The 26,698-nt window shown below is 44.2% G+C and carries 10 protein-coding genes; 5 read left to right on the top strand and 5 right to left on the bottom strand.

Annotated elements, in window-relative coordinates; translation table 11 throughout:
• From BTJ40_RS04455 to BTJ40_RS04430, 5 genes are all read left to right on the top strand, one after another.
• Positions 1–9,738 (top strand): non-ribosomal peptide synthetase, encoded by a 9,738-nt coding sequence (locus BTJ40_RS04455; RefSeq protein WP_108731965.1) that lies wholly within the window; start codon positions 1–3, stop codon positions 9,736–9,738.
• A gap of 10 nt (positions 9,739–9,748) precedes the next feature.
• Positions 9,749–14,020, top strand: a complete 4,272-nt coding sequence (locus BTJ40_RS04450) for a non-ribosomal peptide synthetase (RefSeq protein WP_108731964.1) — start codon at positions 9,749–9,751, stop codon at positions 14,018–14,020.
• Between the two features lie 239 nt (positions 14,021–14,259).
• Positions 14,260–15,522, top strand: coding sequence for an MFS transporter (locus BTJ40_RS04445; RefSeq protein ID WP_108731963.1), 1,263 nt, complete (start codon positions 14,260–14,262; stop codon positions 15,520–15,522).
• 742 nt (positions 15,523–16,264) lie between these two features.
• Complete coding sequence (gene gcvP, locus BTJ40_RS04435; protein ID WP_108731961.1) at positions 16,265–19,156, top strand: aminomethyl-transferring glycine dehydrogenase; 2,892 nt, start codon at positions 16,265–16,267, stop codon at positions 19,154–19,156.
• A gap of 159 nt (positions 19,157–19,315) precedes the next feature.
• Complete coding sequence (locus BTJ40_RS04430; RefSeq protein WP_157953883.1) at positions 19,316–19,666, top strand: hypothetical protein; 351 nt, start codon at positions 19,316–19,318, stop codon at positions 19,664–19,666.
• Between the two features lie 251 nt (positions 19,667–19,917).
• Here the strand turns inward: BTJ40_RS04430 and BTJ40_RS04425 are convergent, their stop codons facing one another.
• The 5 genes from BTJ40_RS04425 to purU all read right to left on the bottom strand — a co-directional run bounded on the left by BTJ40_RS04425 (position 19,918) and on the right by purU (position 26,681).
• Positions 19,918–21,237 (bottom strand): glycosyl hydrolase family 18 protein, encoded by a 1,320-nt coding sequence (locus BTJ40_RS04425; RefSeq protein ID WP_157953882.1) that lies wholly within the window; start codon positions 21,235–21,237, stop codon positions 19,918–19,920.
• 113 nt (positions 21,238–21,350) lie between these two features.
• Entirely contained in the window at positions 21,351–24,158 is a 2,808-nt protein-coding gene (locus tag BTJ40_RS04420; protein WP_108731958.1) for a TonB-dependent receptor, read from the bottom strand.
• Between the two features lie 380 nt (positions 24,159–24,538).
• Positions 24,539–25,270 carry a helix-turn-helix domain-containing protein gene (locus BTJ40_RS04415; RefSeq protein WP_108731957.1) on the bottom strand — a complete coding sequence of 244 codons (732 nt, stop codon included), beginning with the start codon at positions 25,268–25,270 and terminating at the stop codon, positions 24,539–24,541.
• Between the two features lie 84 nt (positions 25,271–25,354).
• On the bottom strand, positions 25,355–25,771 hold the full coding sequence (locus tag BTJ40_RS04410) for a hypothetical protein (protein ID WP_108731956.1): 417 nt from the start codon (positions 25,769–25,771) through the stop codon (positions 25,355–25,357).
• 70 nt (positions 25,772–25,841) lie between these two features.
• Entirely contained in the window at positions 25,842–26,681 is an 840-nt protein-coding gene (purU, locus tag BTJ40_RS04405; RefSeq protein ID WP_108731955.1) for a formyltetrahydrofolate deformylase, read from the bottom strand.
• Positions 26,682–26,698: the final 17 nt, after the last annotated feature.

Raw genomic sequence — 26,698 nt, 5'->3', positions numbered from 1 at the left:
ATGTTGGCGTTATTAAAAGAACTCAAGAAAAATAAACTGGCTGTATGGGTCAGTGGAGATATTCTTAAATTGGCAAGTAGCGGTGATGAAATACCGCAAGAATTACTAACACGATTGAAAGCAGAAAAGTCTCAGTTAGTTAAGTATTTACAAAAAAGAGAAATTGACTCACAGAAAAAGTTTTCCAAGCTTGAGGAACTCATACAATACCGTCTGTCTTTTGCTCAGGAGCGACTATTATTTATTGAACGTTTACAGCCTGAAACCTGTGCATATCACATTCCATATTTAGTGCAATTGAACCAAGATGCCCGATTAGATATTCTACAAAGTGCTTTTACACATTTGGCAATACGCCATCCCGTGCTCAATTCAGTCTATATTGAGTCTGATAACCGAAATATCAGCCAGATATTATCTGACCCTGTTAAAATTTCGACAAACCAATTAAGCACAGAAGAAAAGTTACTACCGGCGGTAAAAGATGAGATAGTGCGTCCCTTCGATCTGTCGCAAGATCCACCAATGCGCCTGAAATATTATGAGGTCAATAAAAAGCTGTATTTGCTAATTATGTGGCATCATATTGCGTTTGATGGCTGGTCAATGGATATTTTCTTACGGGAATTATCTAGCATCTACCAGTCTCTACTTAACAGTCAGGAAGTACGCTTACCAGACCTATCTATCCAATATAGCGATTATGCCCAATGGCAGAGGGATTACCTAAATGGAGAGAATCTCTCCAAGCTAAAGTCTTTCTGGCATAATACCTTATGCGGTTATGAACTTTTAGTTTTACCAACAGATCGCCCTCGCCCCAAAAAAATGGATTACCGAGGAAAAAATACCTACTTTACGTTAGAGACTGGACTATCCCTGAAATTGCGGCACTATGCCCAAACAAGGGAAACCACTCTATATACCGTCCTCCTCAGTGCTTTTTTTGCAACACTGTCTAGCCTATCAGGGCAAGAAGATATCCTGATAGGTACTCCGTCAGATAATCGTCATCATGCCCAGACCCAAGACGTAATTGGCTTTTTTGTCAACTCACTGGCGCTACGAGTAAAGTTAAATGCAGATATAACAGCTGATGAATTAATCAGGCAAGTACATCAGGTAGTCTCTGCGGCTAAAACTCACCAAGATCTACCATTTGAGTCTCTCATTGATACACTGGAAGTGGAAAGGGATTTGTCCCGCCATCCATTGTTTCAGGTAATGTTTACGGTACAAAGTTTTGGTTTGACAAACCTATATGAATTACCGTTTACCCAGGTAGAAACAGATCCTCAAAATCCATTATATTCGCCTGCAAAAGCGGATTTACGCCTAACTCTCGATGACAGTGGGAACCAGATAAAAGGTATATTTAGTTATGCCGTAAGTCTATTTGATGAAGACAGCATTATTCATATCGGTAGAGTCTATCAAAAAATTTTGGTACAGATGCTGGAGCAGCCCTCACGATCTATCAATACTTTTGATAGTTTGTCAGATAGGGATCGCCAAAAAGTTTTAATTGATTGGAATCAGACAAGCTCACCTGGTGGTAATGAGCTAAGCTTATCACATCTATTTGAAACTCAAGCCCTAATAAATCATGATTCAATCGCGGTTAGTTTTGAAGAAAAACAATTAACTTACCAAGAGTTAAATGAAAAAGCTAATCAGTTAGCAAGAGCAATACAGCATAACTATCAAAATAAACACGGAGATACGATAAGACCTGATACTATCGTTGCCCTATATTTTGAGCAAAGCCTGGAAATGGTAATAGGGATATTAGCTGTGCTAAAAGCCGGCGCAGCTTACCTGCCCCTTGCCTGTGATGCACCTCAAAAACGTCTGAAATTTCAATTAGAAGACAGTAATTCTGCTCTGGTATTAAGTCAAAGTTTCAAGCTAGATAAACTCCGCTCTTTACTCGAGGAAATCCCTACCCCACCTTTATTGCTTGCAGTAGATAACCAAGTAGAAACTGCGCCGTATTCTATCGAAAACCTAAGTCATGGTCCGCAAGGAAACAACCTGGCGTATCTAATCTATACCTCAGGCACAAGCGGTACTCCTAAAGGAGTAATGGTAGAGCATAAATCCGTTGTTAATCTAATTAAAGCACAAAGCGAAGCATTTAATTTTGACAATCAAGAACGTGTACTTTGGCTGTTATCTTATGTTTTTGACGCTTCAGTTGAGCCCTTTTATTTGGCTCTGTTGAATGGTGGGAGGTTGATATTACCCGAAAGAGGAATATTAAAACAACCGGAAAAAATCATCGGCTTATTAGCCAAACATCAGGTTACACACTTGGTAGCATCTCCTGCTCATTTGTTGACTTTAGGTGATATCAAAAACAAACCGCAAATAAAAAGAGTGGTATTTGGCGGTGAATCTTGTTCACCGGAGTTGGTAAATATTTGGAAAGACAAGCTTATTAATGAATACGGACCAACTGAAGCTACGGTAACAGCCATTCAAAGCCTGAACTTTTATCAGCAAAATAATAATCGATGTATAGGGCGCCCTATCAATAATGTTAAGGCTTACGTACTTAATAAAAAAGGTTATCCGGTACCCATCGGGGCTCCAGGGGAATTATATATCGGTGGAGCAGGAGTCGCCCGAGGCTATCTCAACCAGGAAGCACTGACAGCACAGAGTTTTATCGATAACCCTTTTGCCAATAATGAAGATAAAAGCAGGGGGTATGATCGCCTATATAAAACCGGCGATTTGGTGCGCTGGTTACCCAACGGAAACTTGGAATATCTGGAACGCATAGGACAGCAGGTTAAAGTTCGGGGTTACCGAATTGAGTTAGGGGAAATTGAAACTGCGCTCACCAACGTAGAATCAGTAAAACAGGCACTGGTGACAACTTATCATCATCAGGGTAATACCCTGCTAATAGCCTATATAGTACCTCTTCTAGCACAAGATATTTCATCAGAAGTCTTACGGGACACATTGGCTCTAAGCTTACCTGAGTATATGTTGCCGGAGAGCTATACTTACTTGGATCAGATCCCGCTAACCACTAACGGTAAAGTAGACTACCGTGCTTTACCCACCCCGGAACTAATTTCTAAGGATAACTACCTTGCACCCCGAACTGAACTAGAAAGTCAGATGTGTCAGATCTGGCAACGTGTACTGGGGCTGGAACACATAGGAGTTAAGGATGACTTTTTCCGTATAGGTGGCCATTCAATTAATGCAGTTCAGCTAACTGCTACTATTCGTCGAGAACTGGCTATAGAAGTTTCACTGGAAGATTTGTTCGAGCGAAAAAATATAGCCACTCTGGTTTCGGGAATAGAAAAACAGAATCTGTTGACAATTCCACGCTCAAATGAAACCGTATTTCCACTGTCTTTTGCTCAGAAAAGACTGCTATTTATTGAGCAATTTGAATCGGGAAGCAGTGCCTATCATATACCATATCTTACCCGGCTAAAGCCAAAGACATCGCTGGATAAGCTTGAACAAGCGCTAAACGCTGTAATTCGTAGACATACTGTGCTTAACAGTATCTATTGTACCGATAACACCGGAATTAATCGGCAAGAGGTACTATCTACTCCTGTCACTTTACAAATGCACAAAGCTGCGGACAAAAAACAATTAACGCTCTTAGTTAGAAAAGAGTGTATGCGTTCCTTTGACCTTGAAAAGGAAGGGGCAGTTCGACTTCATATATATCAATTAGGGGAAGTAGATTATCTACTGATACTCTGGCACCACATCGCCTTTGATGGCTGGTCTAGTGGGATTTTCATCAAAGAGCTTTCAGAAATTTACCAAGCTATATGCCAAAAGCGAGAGGCTATCTTACCCGATCTGGATATTCAATATCGTGATTATGCTGCCTGGCAACATGACTATCTGCAAGGAGAGCAGCTAGAGAAGCAGCTACAATATTGGCAACAACGTTTGTCCGGATATGAATCTTTGGCTTTACCACTTGATTACCCCAGACCCACAGTGTCTGATCACCGAGGTAAATACTATCGGTTCACTCTAGGTCGTCAACTCTCAGCACAGTTACGAACACTGGCAAGAGATCAAGGAACCTCTCTATTCACTGTACTTCTTAGTGGATTCTACCTATGCCTGACAACCCTATCTGGGCAAGAAGATATTTTGGTGGGCACACCGTCAGATAATCGTCATCATGCCCAGACTCAAAATTTGATCGGCTTTTTTGTTAACCCCCTGGCTTTACGTGTTGTAATCAAGCCCGAAATGTTGATAAAAGAACTACTCGCCACAGTGCACCAGGTCGTAACTTCGGCCAAGGTGCATCAGGAGTTCCCATTTGAGCGCCTAGTTGAAGAGCTAAAGTTAGAGCGAGATAATTCTCGCCATCCTTTATTCCAGGTAATGTTTGGGCTTCAGAATAACAGGCAGGAAATCATTAATGTCGAAAAATTACCTTTTATTCCTACAAAATTAATTGAGGAAAGTAATTTATATGTACCGGCAAAATTTGATCTAAGTTTATCGCTAAATGATTATGACGATGAAATTACAGCGGGGTTTAACTATGCGGCAAGTCTTTTTGATGAAGAATCTATAGCACATATATCCCGTCTTTACCAAAGAATGCTTTCCGGTCTTCTTTCTGGTCCAGACTTTCCGATAGCGCAAATAGAAAAACTAAGTACCGCTGATCGACAGAAAATTTTGTACCAGTGGAATGATACTCAGGTTAATTACCCCGACAGAAACACTATACATGGTCTATTTGAACAGCAGGTCAGCCGGACACCTGATCATATTGCCCTGGTTTTTGAGCAATGCCGACTAAGCTATCGGGAGCTTAATCAAAAGTCCAATCGCCTCGCACGTGCACTTTTAAATAAATATGAAGCCAGCACAGCGAGGACAATAGAGCCCGACACTCTAGTAGGATTATGTTTTCAACGTAGCGCAGATATGGTGGTTGCCATTTTGGCGGTACTGAAAGCTGGAGCTGCCTATGTGCCAATTACACCGGACCTCCCTCAAGCACGTATCAAATTTATACTGGATGATGCACAAATCTCGCTGGTAATGAGTGATAAACAGAGCTTATCGGCACTACCCGCATCCCAGGCTGGCAAGTACCAAGTTCCATCAATCCTTGTAGTTGATGATAAAAAGGAAGTCACCGCATATCATCACGATAACTTACCAGAAACATCAAGTAGCAATCATCTTGCCTATGTGATTTACACGTCAGGGACAACAGGTAAGCCCAAAGGCGTTTTAGTGCAACATAATGCAGTAACAGCTTTTGCTTGCAATAATCGTTATTTGGAAGCCTCCAAGGTGACCAATATTGCCAGTTTGTCTTCCTATGCTTTTGATGGTTTCGTATTTGACTTATTTTACAGTGTGCTAAATGGCTGCAGTATGCATCTCGTTACGCAGGACGTAATCCGGTCTCCTATAAGTTTAATAGATTATCTAAATAGCCATCATATTGATTCATTTTTTATCACAACTGCATTACTGAGTGTCCTGACCAAAGAGAGCCTATTAAATGGATTGAAGGTAAATAATATTTTATTTGGCGGAGAAAAGGCCGATGCTGGAACTTTACACCAGCTAGTTAATGACCACCCTGAAATTTCGTTTACACATGTTTATGGGCCGACTGAAACGGTGGTTTTTGCTACTGCCTGTCACTTAAACACCAAGATGAGGAAACTGCCTATTGGCAGCCCATTGCATAATAAAAAATTATATGTTTTGGATAAAAATGGCCAACCGGCACCTGTCGGGTCTCCTGGGGAACTATATATCGGCGGTGTAGGTATTGCTCGCGGCTACCTTAATCAGGAAGAGCTGACAGCTAAGAGTTTTATTAATAATCCTTATGCCAGTGATGAAGATAGAGAAAGGGGACATGACCGGCTATATAAAACTGGGGATTTAGTACGCTGGTTACCAGACGGAAATTTGGAGTACCTTGAGCGTATTGGTAAGCAGGTTAAAATTCGGGGCTACAGGATCGAATTAGGAGAAATCGAGTCAGCACTGCAGGAAATCGAAGTAGTAAAGCAAGCGTTAGTGACCACTTTTCACCATGAAGAAAATACAATATTAGTTGCTTATATAGTACCAGAGGCAAGAGAGAAAATTTCACCGGAAACCCTAAAGCAAACGCTATCTATTAATTTACCGGGATACATGGTACCTGAAAGCTATACTTTGTTAGAAAAATTGCCATTAACCCCTAATGGAAAATTGGACTATCGTGCGTTACCAAATCCACAATTGATTATAGAGGATAATTACCTTCCTCCCCGCACCATTCTAGAACAAAACCTGTGCCTGATTTGGCAGCAGATATTGGGACTTGATCGTGTAGGTATTGCCGATGACTTTTTTCGAATCGGTGGACATTCGATCAATGCGGTACAACTCATAGCTACCACTCAAAGGGAGTTAGGTATAGAGCTTTCCTTAGCAACTCTGTTTGAGAAAAGAAATATTGATGCTCTCTCCAAAGGTCTTGAGGAGGAGCCTCTACTGAGAATTCCTTCAGTAAAAGTCGGCCCTCATCCCCTGTCTTTTTCCCAGGAGCGTTTATTCTTTATCGAGAAATTCGATTCCGGAGCAAGTGCATATCACATTCCCTACTTAGTTAGGCTCAGGCCTCAGGCATCGCTAAATAATATTGAGCGGGCAATAAATGAGGTAGTACGACGTCATACTATACTAAACAGCATCTATTACACAGACACAAATGGTGTCACCCTACAAGAAGTCCAACCCAGGGAGATAACAATAAACAAGCACCAGCTTACAGATGAATCCCAATTGAAGGCTGCCCTGCTTAGGGAAAATAATCGCCCCTTTGATCTAAGCCATGAGAGCGCCGTCCGCTTACATATGTACCAGTTAGGCGAACAACGGTACTTGTTGATCCTTTGGCATCATATTGCTTTTGATGGCTGGTCTACTGGCATTTTTATTAAAGAATTTTCACAAATCTATCATGCTATTTGTGAAAGGCAGCAAGCATCACTACCGGTGCTGGAAATCCAATATCATGATTATGCTGTTTGGCAACGAGCCCATCTCAAAGGTGAGACACTGGAAAATCTGCTGAATTACTGGCAAAAAACGTTGTCCGGTTATGAACCCTTGGCACTGCCACTAGATCATCCACGGCCGCCAAAGGCTGATCAAAGAGGTAAGCACTATCACTTTATCCTAGACAGAAATATGTCAGCGCAGTTACGCGCTTTTGCAAGAGCTGAAGGTACTACCTTATATACCCTATTACTAACTGGGTTTTATCTTTGCCTCGCAACCTTGTCCGGGCAGGAAGATATTCTGGTAGGCACACCCTCAGATAATCGTCACCATGCCCAAACTCAAGACTTGATTGGCTTTTTCGTTAACACTCTAGTATTGAGAACTGTTCTCAATACCAAAATGACTGTAAAGGATTTGATAGCTCAGGTGCATCAGACCGTTACTCAGGCTAAAGTACACCAGGAACTGCCTTTTGAACGCCTGCTCGAGGCACTTGATGTTGAACGTGATACCTCGCGCCACCCACTTTTCCAAGTCATGTTCGGCGTACAGAGCTTTGTTCAGCAAGAAAGTGTTAATGACGATTTCCCGTTTTTACCCTCTGAACTTGATGGAGAAGCTTCTCTTTATTCACCGGCAATTTTCGATTTAAGTCTATTTTTAAATGATGGTAGCGAGGAAATTACCGCAACTTTTAATTATGCAGTCAGCTTATTTGATGAAAAGACCATCATTCGCATTGCCAACTTGTATCAACACCTACTCACAAGTATGTTGGCAACGCCGAAGTTATGCTTAGATCAGATTGAACGAGTTAGTGAAATTGAACGTCAACTAATCCTGGGTAAGTGGAATGATACAAGGATTGACTTCCCTGAGGGACAAACCTTACATGGTTTATTTGAACGGCAAGCCCTGCGAACGCCAAATCACATTTCACTGGCCTTTGAGCAGCAACGGATTACTTATCGTCAACTTAATGAAAGAGCCAACCGTTTGGCCCGCATCCTATCAAAACAATATCAATCAGCTCATGGACAATCGATAATTCCAGATACCGTTATTTCATTATATTTTGGGCGCGGTATCGATATGGTCATTGCTATTTTAGCAGTGCTAAAAGCCGGTGGAGCTTATTTGCCGCTTTCTCCTGATTACCCTGAACAGCGCCTGCGTTATATCTTAGCTGACAGTCAATGTCCGATGATCCTAACGGGAGAGAGTAACGAAGATAAACTCCGGAAAATCGTCGGTATTGAACATCAAGAATCCATAGTGTGTGTAACCCAAGAGTTACTTTTGAATGAAGCAATAAGTGGGGAAAATTTACCTGCGCTAACATCAACATCCGACCTGGCTTATGTGATTTATACATCCGGTACCACTGGCACACCTAAAGGTGTGATGATTGAGCATCACAGTTGCGTTAATTTGATGCAACATAACCTAGAAACGTATCAAATTTCTTCTGATGAAAATTTGTTATTACTGGCTAACTACACTTTTGATGCATCTATAGAGCAGATATTTATCGCATTACTTAGTGGTTCTCGGCTAGTGATTACCGGTGATGCCGACATCCAGTCTTTTAGCCGTCTGGAGCAGCTAATTGAGCAAGAGTCCATTACTCACCTGGATGCACCATCCAGTCTCCTACTGGCATTGGAGCTTGGGGAAAAGCATGGCTTGAAGCGAGTCATCTCGGGTGGCGAAGTGACCTCAACCAAGCTGGCCAGTGATTTGGGGGATAAACTCATTAATGTCTACGGACCTACAGAAGCGACTATCAGTAGCCATCAATATCATTGTCCACCTCAATCAGAAGACAACCAGATCCCTATAGGCAGGGCCATCGCCAATAACAAAAGCTATGTCCTCGATAAATCAGGTCAGTTATTAGGAATAGGGGCCGTTGGTGAGTTGCACATAGGCGGAGCCGGCCTTGCCCGGGGCTATTTGAACCAACCTCAACTGACAGCAGAGCGTTTTATAAAAAACCCCTTTGCCAGCGAGGAAGATAGAGCCAGAGGTTATACCAGACTTTACAAAACTGGCGATCTGGTCAGATGGTTACCCAGCGGTGAGCTGGATTATATCGGTCGCAATGACTTACAAGTCAAAATTAGAGGTTTCCGTATTGAGTTAGGTGAAGTCGAAGCGGCTTTAAATGACCTGGAAGGAGTTAAGCAAGCGGTAGTAACGGATCATGAATATCAAAATCAAAAATACTTGGCAGCCTATTTAGTACCAGATTCCGAGGAATCCAAAGATCTTGATCTATTAAAAGCTACATTAACATCGGTATTGCCCGACTATATGATTCCGACAAGCTTTAACTGGATTGATAAAGTACCTGTCAATTTAAGCGGTAAGCTGGATAAAAAATCCTTGCCAACTCCCAAGCTTGTTTCCCAGAGTGATTATCTGGCTCCACGTACGCAACTTGAACGCCAATTGTGCGAAGTTTGGCAACAGGTCCTGGGATTGGACCGGGTTGGTATCCGCGATAACTACTTCAGTATCGGAGGAGATTCAATCAAAGCCATCAGTCTTGGGGCCAAAAGCCGCCAGATAATTGGTATAGACATTCCATTAGCAATGTTATTTGCAAATCAAACAATTGAAAAGTTAAGCGCTTCCTTACAGCAAGGCACAGTATCAAACCAGGATGAAACTCAAGAATTTGAGATAATCTTATAGGGATAATAAAGTGAATCAATTAATCAGTAAAATAAAAAACAATCAAGTCGCAATCTGGCTGGATGGAGAACAGCTACGCCTGAACAGTAAAAAAGATTTGTCAGACAGCGATCTATTAGAGTCAATCAAAGAACACAAGTCATCATTAATCCGTTTATTAAAATTTAATCACATTTACAGTAAAAGTGACTTCATCAATAGGATAATATTTTCTGTACCCGAAGAGAAATCTGAACTTAGTTTTGCCCAGGAGAGGTTATTATTTATTCATCAGTGGCAGCAAGGAAGTAATGCCTATCATATCCCGCACCTGATTCGACTATCCGATAATATTAACTACCCGGCATTAGTAGATGCCATTCAGTATATGGTTAGACGCCATCCCATACTCAATACCATTTATCGCCTTCATGAAAATGGTGATGCTTACCAGCAGGTCCTTGATATCCCCTTAACTATTCGCTGTATATCAAAAAAGGACAATGCTGCTCTGTTAAATGGACTGCAAGAAGCCATAGAGCAGGACTTTGACCTGGCCAAAAGAAGACCGTTTAGGGTTATTCGACTTGATTCTCCCCAAGGAGCTTTTGTACTTTTTGTCTGGCACCATATTGCATTTGATGGCTGGTCAGCACAGATTTTTTTTACCGAATTATCTCATGCCTATTCTTCTTACTGTCTTGGGCAGGAGCCACAGCTCGCACAGATAGACATTCGATACAGCGATTATGCCGTATGGCAAAGAGCATTTTTACAAGGAGAAGAATTACGAAATCTAGAGAATTACTGGCTTGAGCAACTGAATGGTTACAACTCACTTCATTTATTCACAGATAGACCACGTCCGCCCCAACTCGATTACCGTGGGCAGATTTTGAAATTTTCTTTGGATACAAAACTTTCACAGCAATTAAGATTGTTAGCCCGAGAACAGAAGACAACACTGTATAGTCTAATGCTTAGCGGTTTTTATCTGTTACTTTCGACTTTAAGCGGCCAGAAAGACTTAGTTATCGGCACACCGTCAGAAAATCGTCACCATGCACAAACTCAGGGCGTGATAGGTTTTTTTGTTAACCTATTAGCGTTAAGGGGAGAAATAGATGAGAGCTTCACAATTGCACAATGGATAGATAAAGTTCATCAGCTTGTTCTAGGAGCCAAAGTTCACCAGGAGCTACCTTTTGAACGATTAGTTAAACTGCTTAATGTGGAGCGGGACCCTTCCCGTCATCCTTTGTTTCAGGTCGTATTCAGCCTAGAGAATACCTCGTCGAAGATCCGCGAAGAAGATAAAAGTCTTCCATTTACTCAGCAGCCCTTAAGCGAGCTTAACCGAGGACTTTCAGATGATGAATTACAAGAGGGCACGCAGTATAATCAAGAGTATTCCCCTGCTAAATTTGATTTAAGTTTACATATTAATGACGGGCAGGTTGAACTTGACGGTTTTATTAATTTTTCTACTAGTTTATTTGACCTGCAGACAATTACTAGATTCTCCACTTTATATCAAAGAATACTGGCGGAGATAGTTGCTGATGTACAGCAACCTATTGCCGATATGGACTTGATTTGTGAGCAGGAGAGGAAAACCTTGTTGGTTGACTGGGTCAAAACCACACCATGCTCCCCACAAAATTTATGTCTTCACCAATTGTTTGAAATCCAGGCTAGGTCATTTGCCGATAAACCCGCGTTAACTTTTAAGCAGCAAATGTTAAGTTATGACCAATTAAATAAAAGAGCTAACCAACTCGCTTTAAAGCTCCAGGCTGATTATCAATCAGCATATGGAGAGCATCTTAAATCCGGCACGCTGATCGGTATTTTCCTCGATCATAGCATGGAAATGGTGATTAGTATTATTGCAATTCTTAAAACGGGTTGCGCATACGTACCCATCTCTCCCAATTACCCATCAAGCAGAACCTTGTATATCCTCCAGGATACTGAAGTACCCATAGTCATCACCGACAATAAATACACTGGTACCTTTACGGCACTCTCTGGCGAACTTAAGCTAACACCCGTATTAGTATTTGCAGATGCCTCTGTACCCTTAGCTGATGACGTCAGCCTCATACCTGTCAGTGATATTGTGCCTCAAGATTTGGCTTACGTAATTTATACCTCAGGTACGACAGGCAAACCTAAGGGAGTGCTACAAACTCATGAAAATGTGATGCGGCTGTTAGAAAGCACCCAAGCAGATTTGAGCTTCAATGATAACGATACCTGGGTCTTATATCACTCATATACCTTTGACTTCAGTGTTTGGGAACTTTGGGGAGCCCTGACCACAGGCGGAAAGCTGGTAGTACCGACAACCGAAATCAAGACGGACCTTCCCGGATTCGTCCGCCTGTGTCAGCAAGAGCAAGTGACGGTGTTAAACCAAACGCCGGCTGCATTTTATGCCCTGGTTGATACGTTGAGGTTCACTGGTGAACCTCTTGAATTACTTCGCTTAGTGATTTTGGGTGGGGAGAAATTAAATATTGAACAACTTAAAGAGTGGTGGGATACCAATGGTAGTAAGTCAATTAGGCTGGTAAATATGTATGGCCTCACAGAGACAACCGTGACTGCAACTTACAAAGAGCTGACAGTCGATGAAGATACCACCCGTTCCAACATTGGGCGACCCTTAAAACATATGAAGGCATATGTTCTCAATAGTAGATTAAAACCTTTACCTATCGGTGCCCCGGGTGAATTACATATAGGTGGAGCAGGATTGGCCAGGGAGTACCTCAATAGGGCGGAGCTCACAGCTGAAAAATTTATTAAAAATCCATTTATTTCACCAGAGGGCGAGGTTAATACTCGACTTTATAAAACTGGTGATTTAGTCCGTTGGTTACCTAATGGCGAGCTGGAGTATTTGGGGCGAAATGATTCTCAAGTGAAGATCCGGGGTTATCGCATTGAATTAGGCGAAATTGAAGCTGTTATTGCACAACATCCCAAGGTGCAGCAGGTGGTAGTAATAGACAGGTGTCAAGAAGAGAATAAGTACCTTGCTGCTTATGTGGTTCTAAGTGAAAAACAAGAATCAACTATTGATGAGTTAAAAGCTTTTGTTTCGGTTCACTTACCTGCCTATATGATACCAACAACCTTTACTCTGCTTGACGTTTTGCCGCTGACAATTAGCGGAAAACTAAATCGAAACGCACTGCCACTTCCCAATTTTACCACCGTAGCAGAATATGTTGAACCAGAAAATGAATTAGAGCGCGAGTTGTGCTTAATTTGGGAAAAACTATTAGGTGTAGAGACCATAGGTGTACTTGACAATTTCTTTGATTTAGGCGGAGACTCAATATTGCTACTTAAAGTTTATCATCACTGTAGTCGCAGTAATATCCGAGTTTCGCCTAAATTACTTAATGAACAACCAACCATTAGGGGCTTGGCAGAAAAGATAAAATCACAATCTATACCTAACTTTTCATCCTGCACAGAAAATGAAATTGTTGACTTTTTGAAAGATTATAATGAGTTTAGGAAATTTATGACTTTCAATGGTGATAGTAATAAAACTGGTTTATTTTTGATTCCTGCGGCAGCAGGGCCAGAAACTTTTATCCCACTGGTGGAAAAGCTTGATATCGATCGTCCGGTCCAATTATTGGAAAACATACAGGTGTACAGCGGTCGACAAATTAGATTGAACCATTTGATTGATTACTATTTAGCCGTGATACGTAAAAAGCAGCCGGGTGGACCATATTTTCTGGGGGGCTACTGCGAAGGAGCCATGGTTTCTCTCGGTATTGCTCAAAAGCTGGAAGCTTTAGGAGAGCAAGTTGAAATGTTGTTTTTAATTGATCCTGTAGTAATCACCATAGAACAAACTATGATTGATACTATAAAACAAGACTCCAGATTACTCGAATGTGGCCGTTTTGAAGCGGAAATGGTTGATACATTTCTATTTTATGCCGAATATGTTAAATCACTCCAACCCTATAGCGGACCTGCTATTTTCTTTGAAGGTAGCAGTGTCTCTGATGAAGCAACCCCGACACAAACCCTTGCTTTGATCAATGACTATATTGACATTCAAGGCGTATTTAAAAAGGGCTTCTCAACACCCAAAAATGGGTTCGAAGATCTGTTATTAAATTGCGATTATATTTCTATTAAAGCCAAACACGAGCGGGTCATGATCGAAGATGAGACGCTGAATACTGTAGCCATGGCAATTAACCGTAAATTATCTGCTGGACAACAAAAGTATCTAGCACCAGAAGCTCAAACTACAGAAATGTAAACCTGATTTTTCCAGGGGGGGGGATTCGTCTTTTACAGAGTACGAATTCCCCTAAACAGGAAATTATGATTCTGGTAGAGCCTTAAAATTATGTTTAAATTTAGTCAATCTCTAAATTATTTACAACACCTCTCTAATACTTGAATATGTTTCATTAAGTATGATTACCCTACAACTGATATCCGCCGGGGCTTTCAGGGGTATTACAGAGTTTTTCAGGGGTTCCTTAGGATGGGTTTATGAAGCGAATAGAATTAATCCGTTTATACGGATTTCAAATGGGATGGGGCTTTTTCTCCACCTATTTAATATTGCCTATATTAACGCCTTTGTTTTTAGCTATGGGTATGTCTATGCCGCAGCTGGGGATGATACTGGCAGTCATGGGGTTGTCAGTGATGCTTTTTGAATTACCTACTGGTAGCTTGGCGGATCAGATCGGTCGGAAAAAGGTATACTTAGTCTCCTTGACAATGGCTATGACTTGTTACGTGGTGCTATTGGTTTGGCAAAGTTTCTATGGAGCCTTGGTGGCGATGTTTTTATGGGGAGCTAGCCAGGCATTATTTTCAGGATCTTTAAATGCCTGGTTTGTAGAATGCTTTAACCAAGCTGAAGGTACAATGAGTCTACAGGAGGGTTTTGCGCGTATCGCAACTCGTGCCGGACTCATCGGAGCCCTAGGTGCACTATGCTGCGCCTTGGTCGTAGGAAGCGGGGAATATTTCGGACATCATGATCTGGATCTATATCGGGGACTTATATTATTGGCGTTGCTAAGTAGTTTACTCTTGTTCGCCTTCACCAAGACAAAGATCAGAGAGAATCGTGTATTTGATCGTTTTCGACTTTCAAATATCAGTCAAATACCCAGCCAGCTCAGTTTAGGTATTAAAGCCTGCTACTCGCCATCACTATGGCGCTTGTTGTTGACTGTTATATTACTGACTCCAATAGCCAGTGCTATCGAAAAATATTGGCCGGTACGCTTAGAGACCTTATCAGGCGATATGTCCGTGGGCTGGCTGTACGGATTATTAATGGCATTGATCATGCTATTAGGCAGTCTGTCAGCGAGAATTACTACCTGGATGACTCAATTTTTGAACCATCAATTGGGGAAAGTACTTTTGATAGCTAGCCTGATAAAATTATCTTTAGTGATGTTACTGGCGCTGTCTGGAGATTTGTTACTGTTTGTAAGTTTATTCTTATTGTTTAATTTTAGTATCGGTCTGGGGCTTTCTGCCTCTGCCCAGTTACAACATGAAGCAGTGGAGGACGAAGTCAGGTCAACTGTTGATTCCATCTTTTCATTAACAACTCGCTTTGGCGGTGTTATTGGTTCACTAGTTTGTGGTTTTGGCGCAGCCATAATAGGATTGAACAATACTTGGTTATTGCTAGCAGCCATGGGGCTATGTGGCAGTTATATATTTTTGAGCCCGGAATTTAACCCCAAAGTAATAGCCAAAGACAGGCAAATGATAGAGCAAGGTTAGCGTCCAGTCTCATCCCCCTTCGGGGGATTACCTACTTGCAGGAAATCGATTGAATTCCTTAAGGTGGTTATATCGTCAAAACTTCTTTCTATTTTGAACATTCCTCAATCTCACCCCAGATAACCGGTCATTCGTGGATTTAAAGATTCAGCACCCGGGCTAAACGACATCTAATACAAGCCTCATTCCATAAGCTGCATCCATGGTCGCTTTGACTACACCCATATCGCAATTCTTGGTGGCTGATACGTCGCTCTCAATAAGGTGTTGGCTAATCTGTAGAAGGAGCTGAGATGGTGTGCTTATTGAGAAAAAAAGAAAAAACGTAGGGAAGAAGCACGGCATTCAGCATTCCATTAGCAGTGAGCGGCCTAATAGTGAAATAGGCAGACTTCAAATCTGCTCAGCCATATGTAGAACAAAATCTCCCCAGCCCCCATTTCACAGGATTTAACCCACTTTTTGCGCCAAAATTTAGCAGTTTCCCCGCCCAAAACCCGCAGATTGCCCCTACTCGCGCCGATTGCTAAGATGCGCGCCTGCCGCTATGGCCCGGCTTCCCCTCTGGTTCCGTATTGCAACACTGGGGCTGCCAGCAAACCGATTTTCCCAAGCGTTACCCTCGCCTATCCGCAACGCGGAGGCCCGAGGCTTTCCACAGGAAAAGCGGTACTGAGGCCAGGTGCTATTTTTAACCGCGAGCGCACCGCGACGACTCCCTGCGACTACAGGAACGAAGTTTATGACCCAACCATCGCTGCAGCAGTTGGAACAACACGACGCCTTTATCCATCGCCATATTGGCCCCGATGCCAAACAGGTAGAGGCCATGCTGGAAACCCTCGGAGTTGCCAGCCTCAAAGAGCTGATCGAGAAAACCGTGCCCGAAGCCATTCGCAAGACTGATGAGCTGGATCTGGCCGATGCGATCAATGAAGTTGAGGCCCTCGCAGAGCTGAAAGATATCGCGGCGCGCAACAAGATCTACCGCACCTTTATTGGTATGGGTTACCACGACACCATTACCCCCAATGTGATCCTGCGCAACGTGCTGGAGAATCCGGGTTGGTACACCGCCTATACCCCTTACCAGCCGGAAATTGCCCAGGGCCGCCTGGAAGGCCTGTTGAACTTCCAGCAGATGATTATGGACCTCACCGGTATGGAACTGGCAAACGCCTCCATGCTGGATGAAGGTACCGCAGCAGCTGAAGCCATGGCCATGTGTAAGCGCCAGGTCAAACGCAACAAATCCAACGTCTACTTTGTGGACCAGGACTGCCACCCGCAAACCATCGCCGTCGTTAAGACCCGCGCCGAGCACTTCGGATTCGAGGTCGTTGTAGGCGATGTGGAGAAAGATATCCCCGCCGAGCTGTTCGGCGCCCTGCTGCAATACCCCGGCAGCACCGGTCGCGTACGCGACCTGACCGATATCATCACCAAGGTGCACGAAGCCAACGCCCTGGTAACCGTGGCCGCAGATCTGATGAGCCTGGTAGCCCTGAGAGCACCGGGTGATATGGGTGCAGACGTAGTTGTTGGCTGTAACCAACGCTTCGGCATCCCCATGGGCTACGGTGGTCCCCACGCTGGTTTCTTCGCCTTCCGCGAAGCTTACAAGCGCTCCGCACCGGGTCGTATTATCGGCGTTTCCGTCGACAGCAAAGGCAAGCGTGCCCTGCGCATGGCTATGCAGACCCGCGAACAGCATATTCGCCGCGAGAAGGCCAACTCCAATATCTGTACTTCCCAGGTACTGTTGGCGGTAATGAGCGCTTTCTATGCGATTTACCACGGCCCTGAAGGCCTGAAAACCATCGCTGCCCGCATCCAGCGCCTGGCAGATATTCTCGCTTCCGCCCTGCAGCAGGAAGGCTTCAATCTGGCCCACGACAGCTGGTTCGATACACTGAATGTCACCGTTGGCGCCAAGCAGGAAGAGATTTACCAGCGCGCCCTGGCCGCTGAGATCAACCTGCGTAAAATTGGTGAAGACGCCCTGGGTGTGAGCCTGAGTGAGACCGCCACCCTGCAGGATGTGTCCGACCTGATCAATGCCTTTATCGGCACCGAACACACTATTGACCTTCACGCCCTGGACAGCGAAATTGCCAGCAAGGGCTCCCCGGGTGTACCAGCCTCCCTGGCGCGCGATACTGAATTCCTGACCCACCCAGTGTTCAACACCTACCACTCCGAGACCGAGATGCTGCGCTACCTCAAGTCTCTGGAGGCCAAGGATATCGCCCTGAATCACTCCATGATTCCCCTGGGCTCTTGCACTATGAAGCTGAACGCCACCGCCGAGATGATCCCGGTCACCTGGCCAGAGTTCGGCAAGCTGCACCCCTTCGCACCAGTAGATCAAGCGGAAGGCTACGCGGAAATGTTCCGCCAGCTGCAGCAGATGCTGTCCGCCTGTACCGGTTACGATGCGGTGAGCCTGCAGCCCAACGCCGGCTCCCAGGGCGAATACGCTGGCCTGGTTGCTATCAAGAAGTACTTCGAAGCGAAGGGCGAAACCCAGCGCGACATCTGCCTGATTCCCGCCTCTGCCCACGGCACCAACCCGGCTTCCGCCATGATGGTGAGCATGAAAGTGGTTGTGGTTGCCTGTGATGATAAAGGCAATGTGGATATCGAAGACCTGAAAGCCAAAATCGAAGAGCATGGCGACCGCGTTGCCGCACTGATGGTCACCTACCCATCCACCCACGGGGTGTTTGAGGAAGGTATCCGTGAAGTTTGCGACCTGGTACACCAGGCTGGCGGCCAAGTTTATATCGACGGTGCCAACATGAACGCCCTGATCGGCGTCGCGGCTCCGGGCCAGTTCGGTGGTGACGTATCCCACCTGAACCTGCACAAAACTTTCTGTATCCCTCACGGTGGTGGCGGCCCCGGCATGGGCCCGATCGCTGTTGGCGAACACCTGAAGCCCTACCTGGCGGCCCACCCGGTGACTGAAGTACCGGAAACCAACCTAGCTAACGGCACCATCTCCGCCGCTCCCTGGGGCTCCGCCAGTATCCTGCCGATCAGCTGGATGTATATCCGCATGATGGGTAAGCAGGGTATGAAGCAGGCTACCGAGATGGCGATCCTGAACGCCAACTACGTAGCGAAGAAATTGGGTGAGCACTACTCCTTACTCTACACCGGCACCAATGGCTTTGTTGCCCACGAGTGCCTGGTTGACCTACGCCCACTTAAGGAAGCCAGCGGTATCACTGAAGAGGATATCGCCAAGCGCCTGATGGACTTTGGCTTCCACTCTCCCACCATGTCCTTCCCGGTAGCCGGCACCCTGATGATCGAGCCTACCGAAAGTGAATCTAAAGGTGAGCTGGATCGCTTTATCGAAGCGATGGCAACAATTCGCCAGGAAGTGGAAGACGTAACCAGCGGTAAGTACACTCCTGAAGACAACCCGCTGCACAACGCTCCCCACACCCTTGAGGATGTAATGAGCGAAGAATGGACCCACAGCTACTCCCGCGATATCGCTGCGCGCCCGGCGGCGTGGTTAAAAGAGCACAAGGTGTGGCCGGCTGCTAACCGTATCGACAACGTATACGGCGACCGCAACCTGATCTGCTCCTGTCCTCCGATTGAGAGCTACGCTGAGTAAAATCCGACACTCTCACAGGTGGGTTTAAAAGCGGGCTTAATGCCCGCTTTTTTCACCCGGCTTGCTATCCAGTTGATTGACATTAACTTCATCCAAACTTAGCCTCTTATAGCTTGCAAGTAATCTAACTTGCTTAAGCCTCTCCAAAAGGACTTCCAAATGAAAAAAACCTCTATTGGCCTACTCTTTCTGTGCACTTCTTTTTCATCAATAGTATCGGCAAGTGTCGGGATGCCTAGTTATCAAGTTTCTGAAACAGTAGGCGTTTTGCCCGATGGAAGACTAGAGATCAATTTTCCTCAAGCAATTAATTCCGCATGTACCGATGGAGACGGTAAGCGCATATATGTTGAGGTCGGGAATTCTCAGGGAGTTACTGAGGATTCAATTAAACAAATTCAAAGCATAGTTCTGGCCGCCCATGCTGCTCGAAAGCCAATTAAGTTTTGGTATGATCGGCCAAATAATGGATCTGTTTGCGAAGGAGGAAAGGTAGTAATGGCTTCGTAAAGTTGTTTCTACGTACTGATTAGGGGAAGCATTACTTTTACCAGTGTAAAAATATATCAGGCTATCCCCGCTTAACTCAAAAAATGAAAGTTGGCCCAAAATAGTAATTTTAGATAAGTACCAGAATCAATAATTGAGCACACCCTTTTCGCTCTCTTGAACTACTTTTCAAAATCCATTTTTTATTAGAACTACCCCGCTTCATCGACTAATGCCAATTCCCACGGGGCTATCAGCCAGGATTTATATAATCACTTAAGGCAATTAGGGATCTCTGAAGTACCTGGCCATATTGTAGAAAGGTAGCTGCTAGAATCTTTAGTCACATTAAATATCATAGTGCCGCCACCAAGGTTATTATTTTCGTTACAGGAGGCCAAAGCACTTGCAGTAGATGCACCATTCATCACAGTGGAAGCTCCAACACCCAGCTTAGACTTATCAACACCCAGGTTGATATACTTCTGGATTCTTGAAGTACAACTTGAGCCCAACCAATAGCTCATCTCCCAACCATAAGTTAGTTGATCGCCCAGTTTCTTGCCATTCCATTCAGCCTGAAAAGCATCGGTATCACTCCAGAGTGCTTTGGAAATGATTTTATTCGGCATTTTCTCTCGCAATGCACTAGTCACTTTAACCAGGGAGTCAGAATAGGTTTGGCTGCACTGTGAGTACTCATCATCAATATCAATACCATCCAGACCATATTGATCCACTGCATCTTTCAACTGCTGAGCAAAGTCATCAGCGGATTGCTCATCGGCAAAACAAGACCAACCTGCATTTTGGTGATTTCCGAGAACGCTGAGTACCACTTTCGTACCCTTGTCTTGCAAGTCTTGTACTGTACTCAAATTGTTATTGAGCAAGTCTGACACTTGGTCATTAAAATGCAGTACAGCTTTCTGACCATCGTAATTAATATTTGCTGCGAAGATCACAGCTATATCAAACAACTGGCTGCCATCGCTCTCTGTAAAGCAGCCTGCATTGCCCAGGTTATTACTATTAATTTCTACGTAAGCAACTTTAGGCGCTGACACACTTTCCTGAGGAGTATCAGATTTACACAGAGTTGAGCCCAGCTCACGGATTTCATTTTTGCGTGAACCACACCCATACCCACTGCCATCCATGGAGGCATTATCGGCAAGATTTGCAATTTCCCAGTCCCCCAGAACGGAACACAGCTCATCTTTATAGATTTGAGCCTCAAGATAGGTGATCGGACTTGCATCAGATGCACAGCTGCTTCCACTAACAACATGAGGCGCTGAAGGTTCAGATTTGCATAATGTCATGGATAATTGGCGACCTTCATTACTCGTCAATTGGCAATTATTTCCCAGATGTTCTATTGAAGACCCTTCTGATAAACCAACCAAATCACCATTTTTGAGAAGATCACAAAATTCATCAGGATAATTAAGCGCTTCAGAATAGCTTACTGTTGTAGTGTCCGAGGGACAGACATCCGAATTGACCACTTCAATATCTGCGTATGCACCAGTCTGAAATAGAATGGTGGCACAAGCAGCCTGCATTGCTCTACGTGTCGATTGTTTCATACTTATGCTCATTTTTTATTATGTAGTTATGTGAATTCTATAATCTAATATCGATAGTCAAAAAAATGGTGTAGAGCTTACACTCTACACCCAATACTACGATCAACGAGGTATTAGAATTTATAGTTTGCACCAATATAAAGTCGGCGCCCAGAGTAATTATAATAAGTCATCCTGTTTTCCTGCTTCCAGAACCCCTCTGTCTTTTCCTCTGTTAAATTAATGATAGATGCCGTGAAATTGAGATTTTCATTGAAGGTAAAGCTGGCATTAAGATCAAGCTGCCCATAAGCTTTATCGTATAAATTATACCCCTGGTGAAGCCCCCCAGCTCGGTCATCTTTCCAGTTGTAAGATGCTCGCACACTGTACAAATCATTTTCATAGTATCCGGAAAGATTGTACTGGTGCTTAGCCGTTCCAGGAATTTCTGCCTCAGTTTCTTCACCATTAACAAACACCCCTGAAGTACTGGTGTCAGTGTAAGTATAATTTGCCATTACTCCAAAACCACTTTCGAACGCATGTTGTGCAAACAGCTCAACGCCTCTTGAAGTTGCCTCAGCGCCACCCGTTTTTGTGGTCATATCGACTTCAATGGGTCCATTACAGCAATTGTGCTCACGTAATACAACTTCAGTTGTGGTTATAGGAAGGTTGCTTATATCCTTACTAAATAGTGTTGCCCCAAGTGCGGAACCATCAAGGTAATACCATTCAATTCCCAGGTCGAATTGGTTGGAGAGCATCGCCTCTAGCCCAGTATTTGCTGAAGTGCCGGTCCCACGGCCAGTCCAAGAATCCGGCGAGTTAATATTTACAGGAGGACCATAAGACTCAGCCTGCCCCAAATCAGCATAACTAACTCGAGACATGGTTTTTGCTGCAGCAAATCGTATTACAAGGTCATCAGTTAGATCCCAGGCAATATTCAAACTTGGCAGGAAGTTTTCACTATCAGCACTTCGGTTATTTGCATTGGTGATATCTGTCTCTTGACCAATGATGTCATCGTACGTCGAGGTAGTTAGGTCAGTATTAACATAGCGAACACCAAAGTTACCCCGGAAAGCCTCCCACTCAAAGTCCGCCTGTGCGTAAAGTGAAAATATGTTCTCCTCGATGGTATAAGTACCGGATAACACAGGAACTACAGTCCGGGTAAAATTATCACTAACGTAGGCTTTAAGCGCATCTATATCAAAAGGTAGATAGTTAATAGCCCCGGTATCGCCTGCGCTATTATCGATTACGTCGCTACCAAGTAAGATCGAAGTATCTGGATGAAAATCCGGGTTGTGGAACCATTCTGTACCCGACAACCACCCACGATAACCACCGTTATCCAAGATACCGTCATCCCACAGGAAAGTATCTCTTAGGGACTTGGTTTCATGATCCCGATATTTAGTACCAACATAGACTTTGTTGACTATTCCCCAATTGGTATCAAATCCCAGGTCAAGCTGATAATAATCTTCCCTATCCCGATTTTGGGTAGCGTCAGAACTAAACCAGTCATAGTATGGATAGGCATCTTGATCCGAGGTGAGATCTGTAGAGATTTCGTAGCTAGGTTCCCCGTCGGCAATAGACCACAACCAACTATTTACGGAACCATAACGTGCATCCATATTTGCCATGATTCTTTCGGAGACACCACCCTTTGCAGAGCTTCGTCCAATATTTACTGCTGCTGTGTAAGAGTCACCTTCATAAAGAATTTCGAGGTCGAAGGTATGAGATTCTGATTCACCGTAGCTATCCTGCCCGGTCAATTGCGGAGACATTAAACCTCGCTCTACCTCGACACCACCATTGACATCAGCATCGCCCCAGTTATCAGCATTTAGCAGACCGTTATCACCGTTGCCATAGGTAACTACGGTATCCCCTTCCAGCTCAACGCCAAAGTAGGGGTTATGGTTATCATTCCATTCAGCTAAGGTGAGGCTCTGACTACGGGTATCGTATCCCAACTGGGAACCGAAATAGTTCAGAGAAAATTCCAAGCGCTCAGTTGGCCGCCATTGAGTGGTAATTTGATAACCATCCCTGGCCCTATCCTGCTCATGATTACCAATACCCATAGCTCTGGGCGCCCAAACATTGTTGTAAACTTCACCAGTTTCCTGGTCAACAATTGCCGGACGCTCAGCACCTTCAACCGTATCTGAATGGAATCGCCAATGGCTCGCGTAGTTTTCGATTGAGGTTACGGTTCTGTCCTGCTTGGTATAGCCAGCCAGGATACCAAAGGTTTCACTGTCATTTTTCCAGGAGTAAAAAGCACTATATTGAGGCTCCCACTGCTCATTGGTATCTGAATAAGTGGTTTCAGTCGTAATAACACCCTCACCAGAATTCATTTCCAATGGTTTACGGCTATGAAGAATAACCGTTCCGCCAATTCCCCCTTCATCAATTCTGGCTTCCGGACTTTTGTAAACCTCTACTTTGCTAATCATATTTGATGGCAGCAAAGTATAATTAAAGCTTCGGGATGGCGCCCCTCCATCAGACGTCGCAATATAGTTTCCATTTAACTGCGTCAAGGTCCACTCAGTACTGGTGCCGCGAATACTAACCCTACTACCCTCACCACCAGTGCGGGTGATCGTGATTCCAGGCACGCGCTGAAGTGAGTCTGCAACATTCTTATCCGGGAACTTGCCTACATCTTCGGCGGTTATCGCATCTACAATAGCATTAGAGTCCCGCTTAATTTCCAGGTTTCTGGTATTACTCTCTAGAATTCCGATTACTTCAATATGATCCATCGGCTTGTCTTTTTCAGAGAGATCATCAGCAATAGCCACACCACTAATAGCTAATGAGATAGCGGAGACTAGCGATTTCTGCTTTATCTCCCAACTCCAGATTTTAACCTTGGTTCGTCTATTGTTCTTGACTGTTTTCATAGTATCCCAACTTTCTTTTCTTATAAGTTTTTTAAAAGATCCCCTCTCCAAATTGGAGAGGGGCGAGAAACCGTCAGGGGACCCTAAACCCCTTGATGACAGTCCACTTGTTGAGCACTAAAACCCTAAGAAAAAAACTTGATAAGGGGGTAATAGAAACTGAGACAGGAATAGAACAAAATCGGCGTTTGGAATTTTTGAGGACACCAAGGGAAAGGTATTAGAAAGTATGAAAAGCCAAAATCCGATTATGGATTTACAGGATATTCAACAAATAGATAAATTATATTTATAGGGGAGAATGCCAGTACCAAACCATTTCAACAAAAAACTTCTATTGATTATCCATCTCTAAATAGGTCAGGAATTATCTATCGTACTCAAAGTTGAGACTGAACTTCTTCTCTATAAATGGCAGGAAGCTGCCCAAACATGCTCTTAAAATGTCTACTGAAGTAACTGTGAGATGGAAATCCGACACGGTATGCGATTTCAGATATTGGCCGCTGAGTGTCCACCAACATACGACGGGAGTTCTCTAACCTAACCTCCCTGACAAACTGCATTGGAGTTTTCTCCAGATACTTCTTAAATCGTCTCTCAAGGGCGCTAACAGACAAACTGGCCACTTCTGCCAGCTGTTCAACCGTAATCGGCTGACTGTAATTATTTTTAATATATTCAACGGGCTTTTTCAGCTTATCCATTCTGGAAAGCGTTTTAACAGTCTCATTGAGGTCACGAGCTACGCCATAGGTACCGATGATTTTGCCAGTGGGACTCTTCAGTGGACGCTTAGATGTCGTAAACCAAACCAACTCTCCACTTTTTCCTATATTCAACTCCAGTCGATCTGTAATCGTTTCGCCCTCCATCACTCGCTGGTCATCACGCATATAGTTTTTTGCGAGATAAGAGGGAGAAAAATCCATATCAGAGCGGCCCACAACCTGATTAAGGGACCTACATCCAACATGCTCAATAAACTCTCGGTTACAATGTACTACGTAACCAGACTCATCTTTTACCCAAAAAATAATATCTGATATTAGATCAAAAACCGCAATAATCTGCTGGGTAGACACCATTTCCAATATTGATTCAGACTTCATTATTATTATCTACAATAGCTGGCAAAGAGCCCCTATCTCTTTATATTTACTTGGATTACTGCACAGCAACTATTCAGAAAGGCGCTAAAAAGCGCCCTCTCTGCATTCTCCACGCACCTCCCCCCCATCTGCGGAAATAACGCGTTCAATTTCAAAATAGCCACGTTCACAGAAGCCGGTTTCCAACATCTTTTGTTCGAGTGCCCAGTCTAAATAACGTTCTACACGGTCACTAGAACGGCCTCCCAAACTGATAGTATCCCGCTGCATTCGACGTTGAGCATTAGGCTGATTTGAAACCGGGGGAGGAAGATCCTGCCGATCCCTCTCAAGAGTAAATGTAAAACGCTTGGCTCCGTTTTGAGCAATCTCAGTGATAAATGACTCTTTCATTCCGGGAATCGGCTTATTATTGGAGCAGGCGCCTAGAAAAATAGGAAACGCTAGGCCAGCGATAATAAACAACCGCACCTGAAAACTACCAACATTTTTTTTATTCACTCCAAATCCTCTCTGAATACCAGCCCGCACCCTTACTACCAGCGCCAGGTTAGCATTGTTTATAGAGTTACTATTTAAATACCACCGTCTTATTTCCATGAATAAACACCCGCTCTTGCAGCACTAATTGCAGGGCACGGGTTAACACCAGCTTCTCCACATCCCGACCCGCATCCGCCATGGTTTCTGCCGAATAAGCATGATCCACATGTATCACATCCTGTTCAATGATCGGCCCTTCATCCAGATCATCGGTAACAAAGTGCGCTGTGGCTCCAATAATTTTTACTCCACGCTCGTAGGCCTGCTGATAGGGCTTGGCTCCAATAAATGCGGGAAGGAAAGAATGGTGGATGTTGATAATGCGTCCACTATAGCAAGCAACAAAATCAGGGGTCAGTACGCGCATATACTTGGCCAGTACCAGATAATCCGGGTTGTACTCATCCACTAAGGTGGCCACTTGCTGCTCGTGAGCTCCGCGCTCCATCCCCTCTGCAGAAATACAGTGGAAAGGAATATCAAACTTCTGTACCAGTCCTTCCAGATCCGGGTGATTGCCGATAACAGCCGCGATCTCCACATCCATAGCGCCGGAATAGCACTTCATCAGGATATCACCCAGGCAGTGGGGCTCACGGGTAACCATCAACACCAGGCGTTTCTTGCGCTCTATGGATACCAGGCGACGCTCTGCGCCCTGGGGCAGCGTCATATCCAGATCTTCCAGGAAGGTGGCATCGTTAAAGATACCCTCCAGGGCAGTGCGCATAAAGAAACGCCCCTCAACCCGGTCCACAAACTCATCATTCTTGATGATGTTCAGCTGGTGCTTGTAGCAAATATTGGTAATCTTTGCGATCAGGCCCTTATCATCGGGGCAGTCGGTCAGCAGTATCTTCTTTTCCATGGTCAAATTTCAGGCCA

The organism is Microbulbifer sp. A4B17, from assembly GCF_003076275.1.
Classification (GTDB): domain Bacteria; phylum Pseudomonadota; class Gammaproteobacteria; order Pseudomonadales; family Cellvibrionaceae; genus Microbulbifer.
This window is presented reverse-complemented; position numbering and strand designations above follow the sequence as displayed.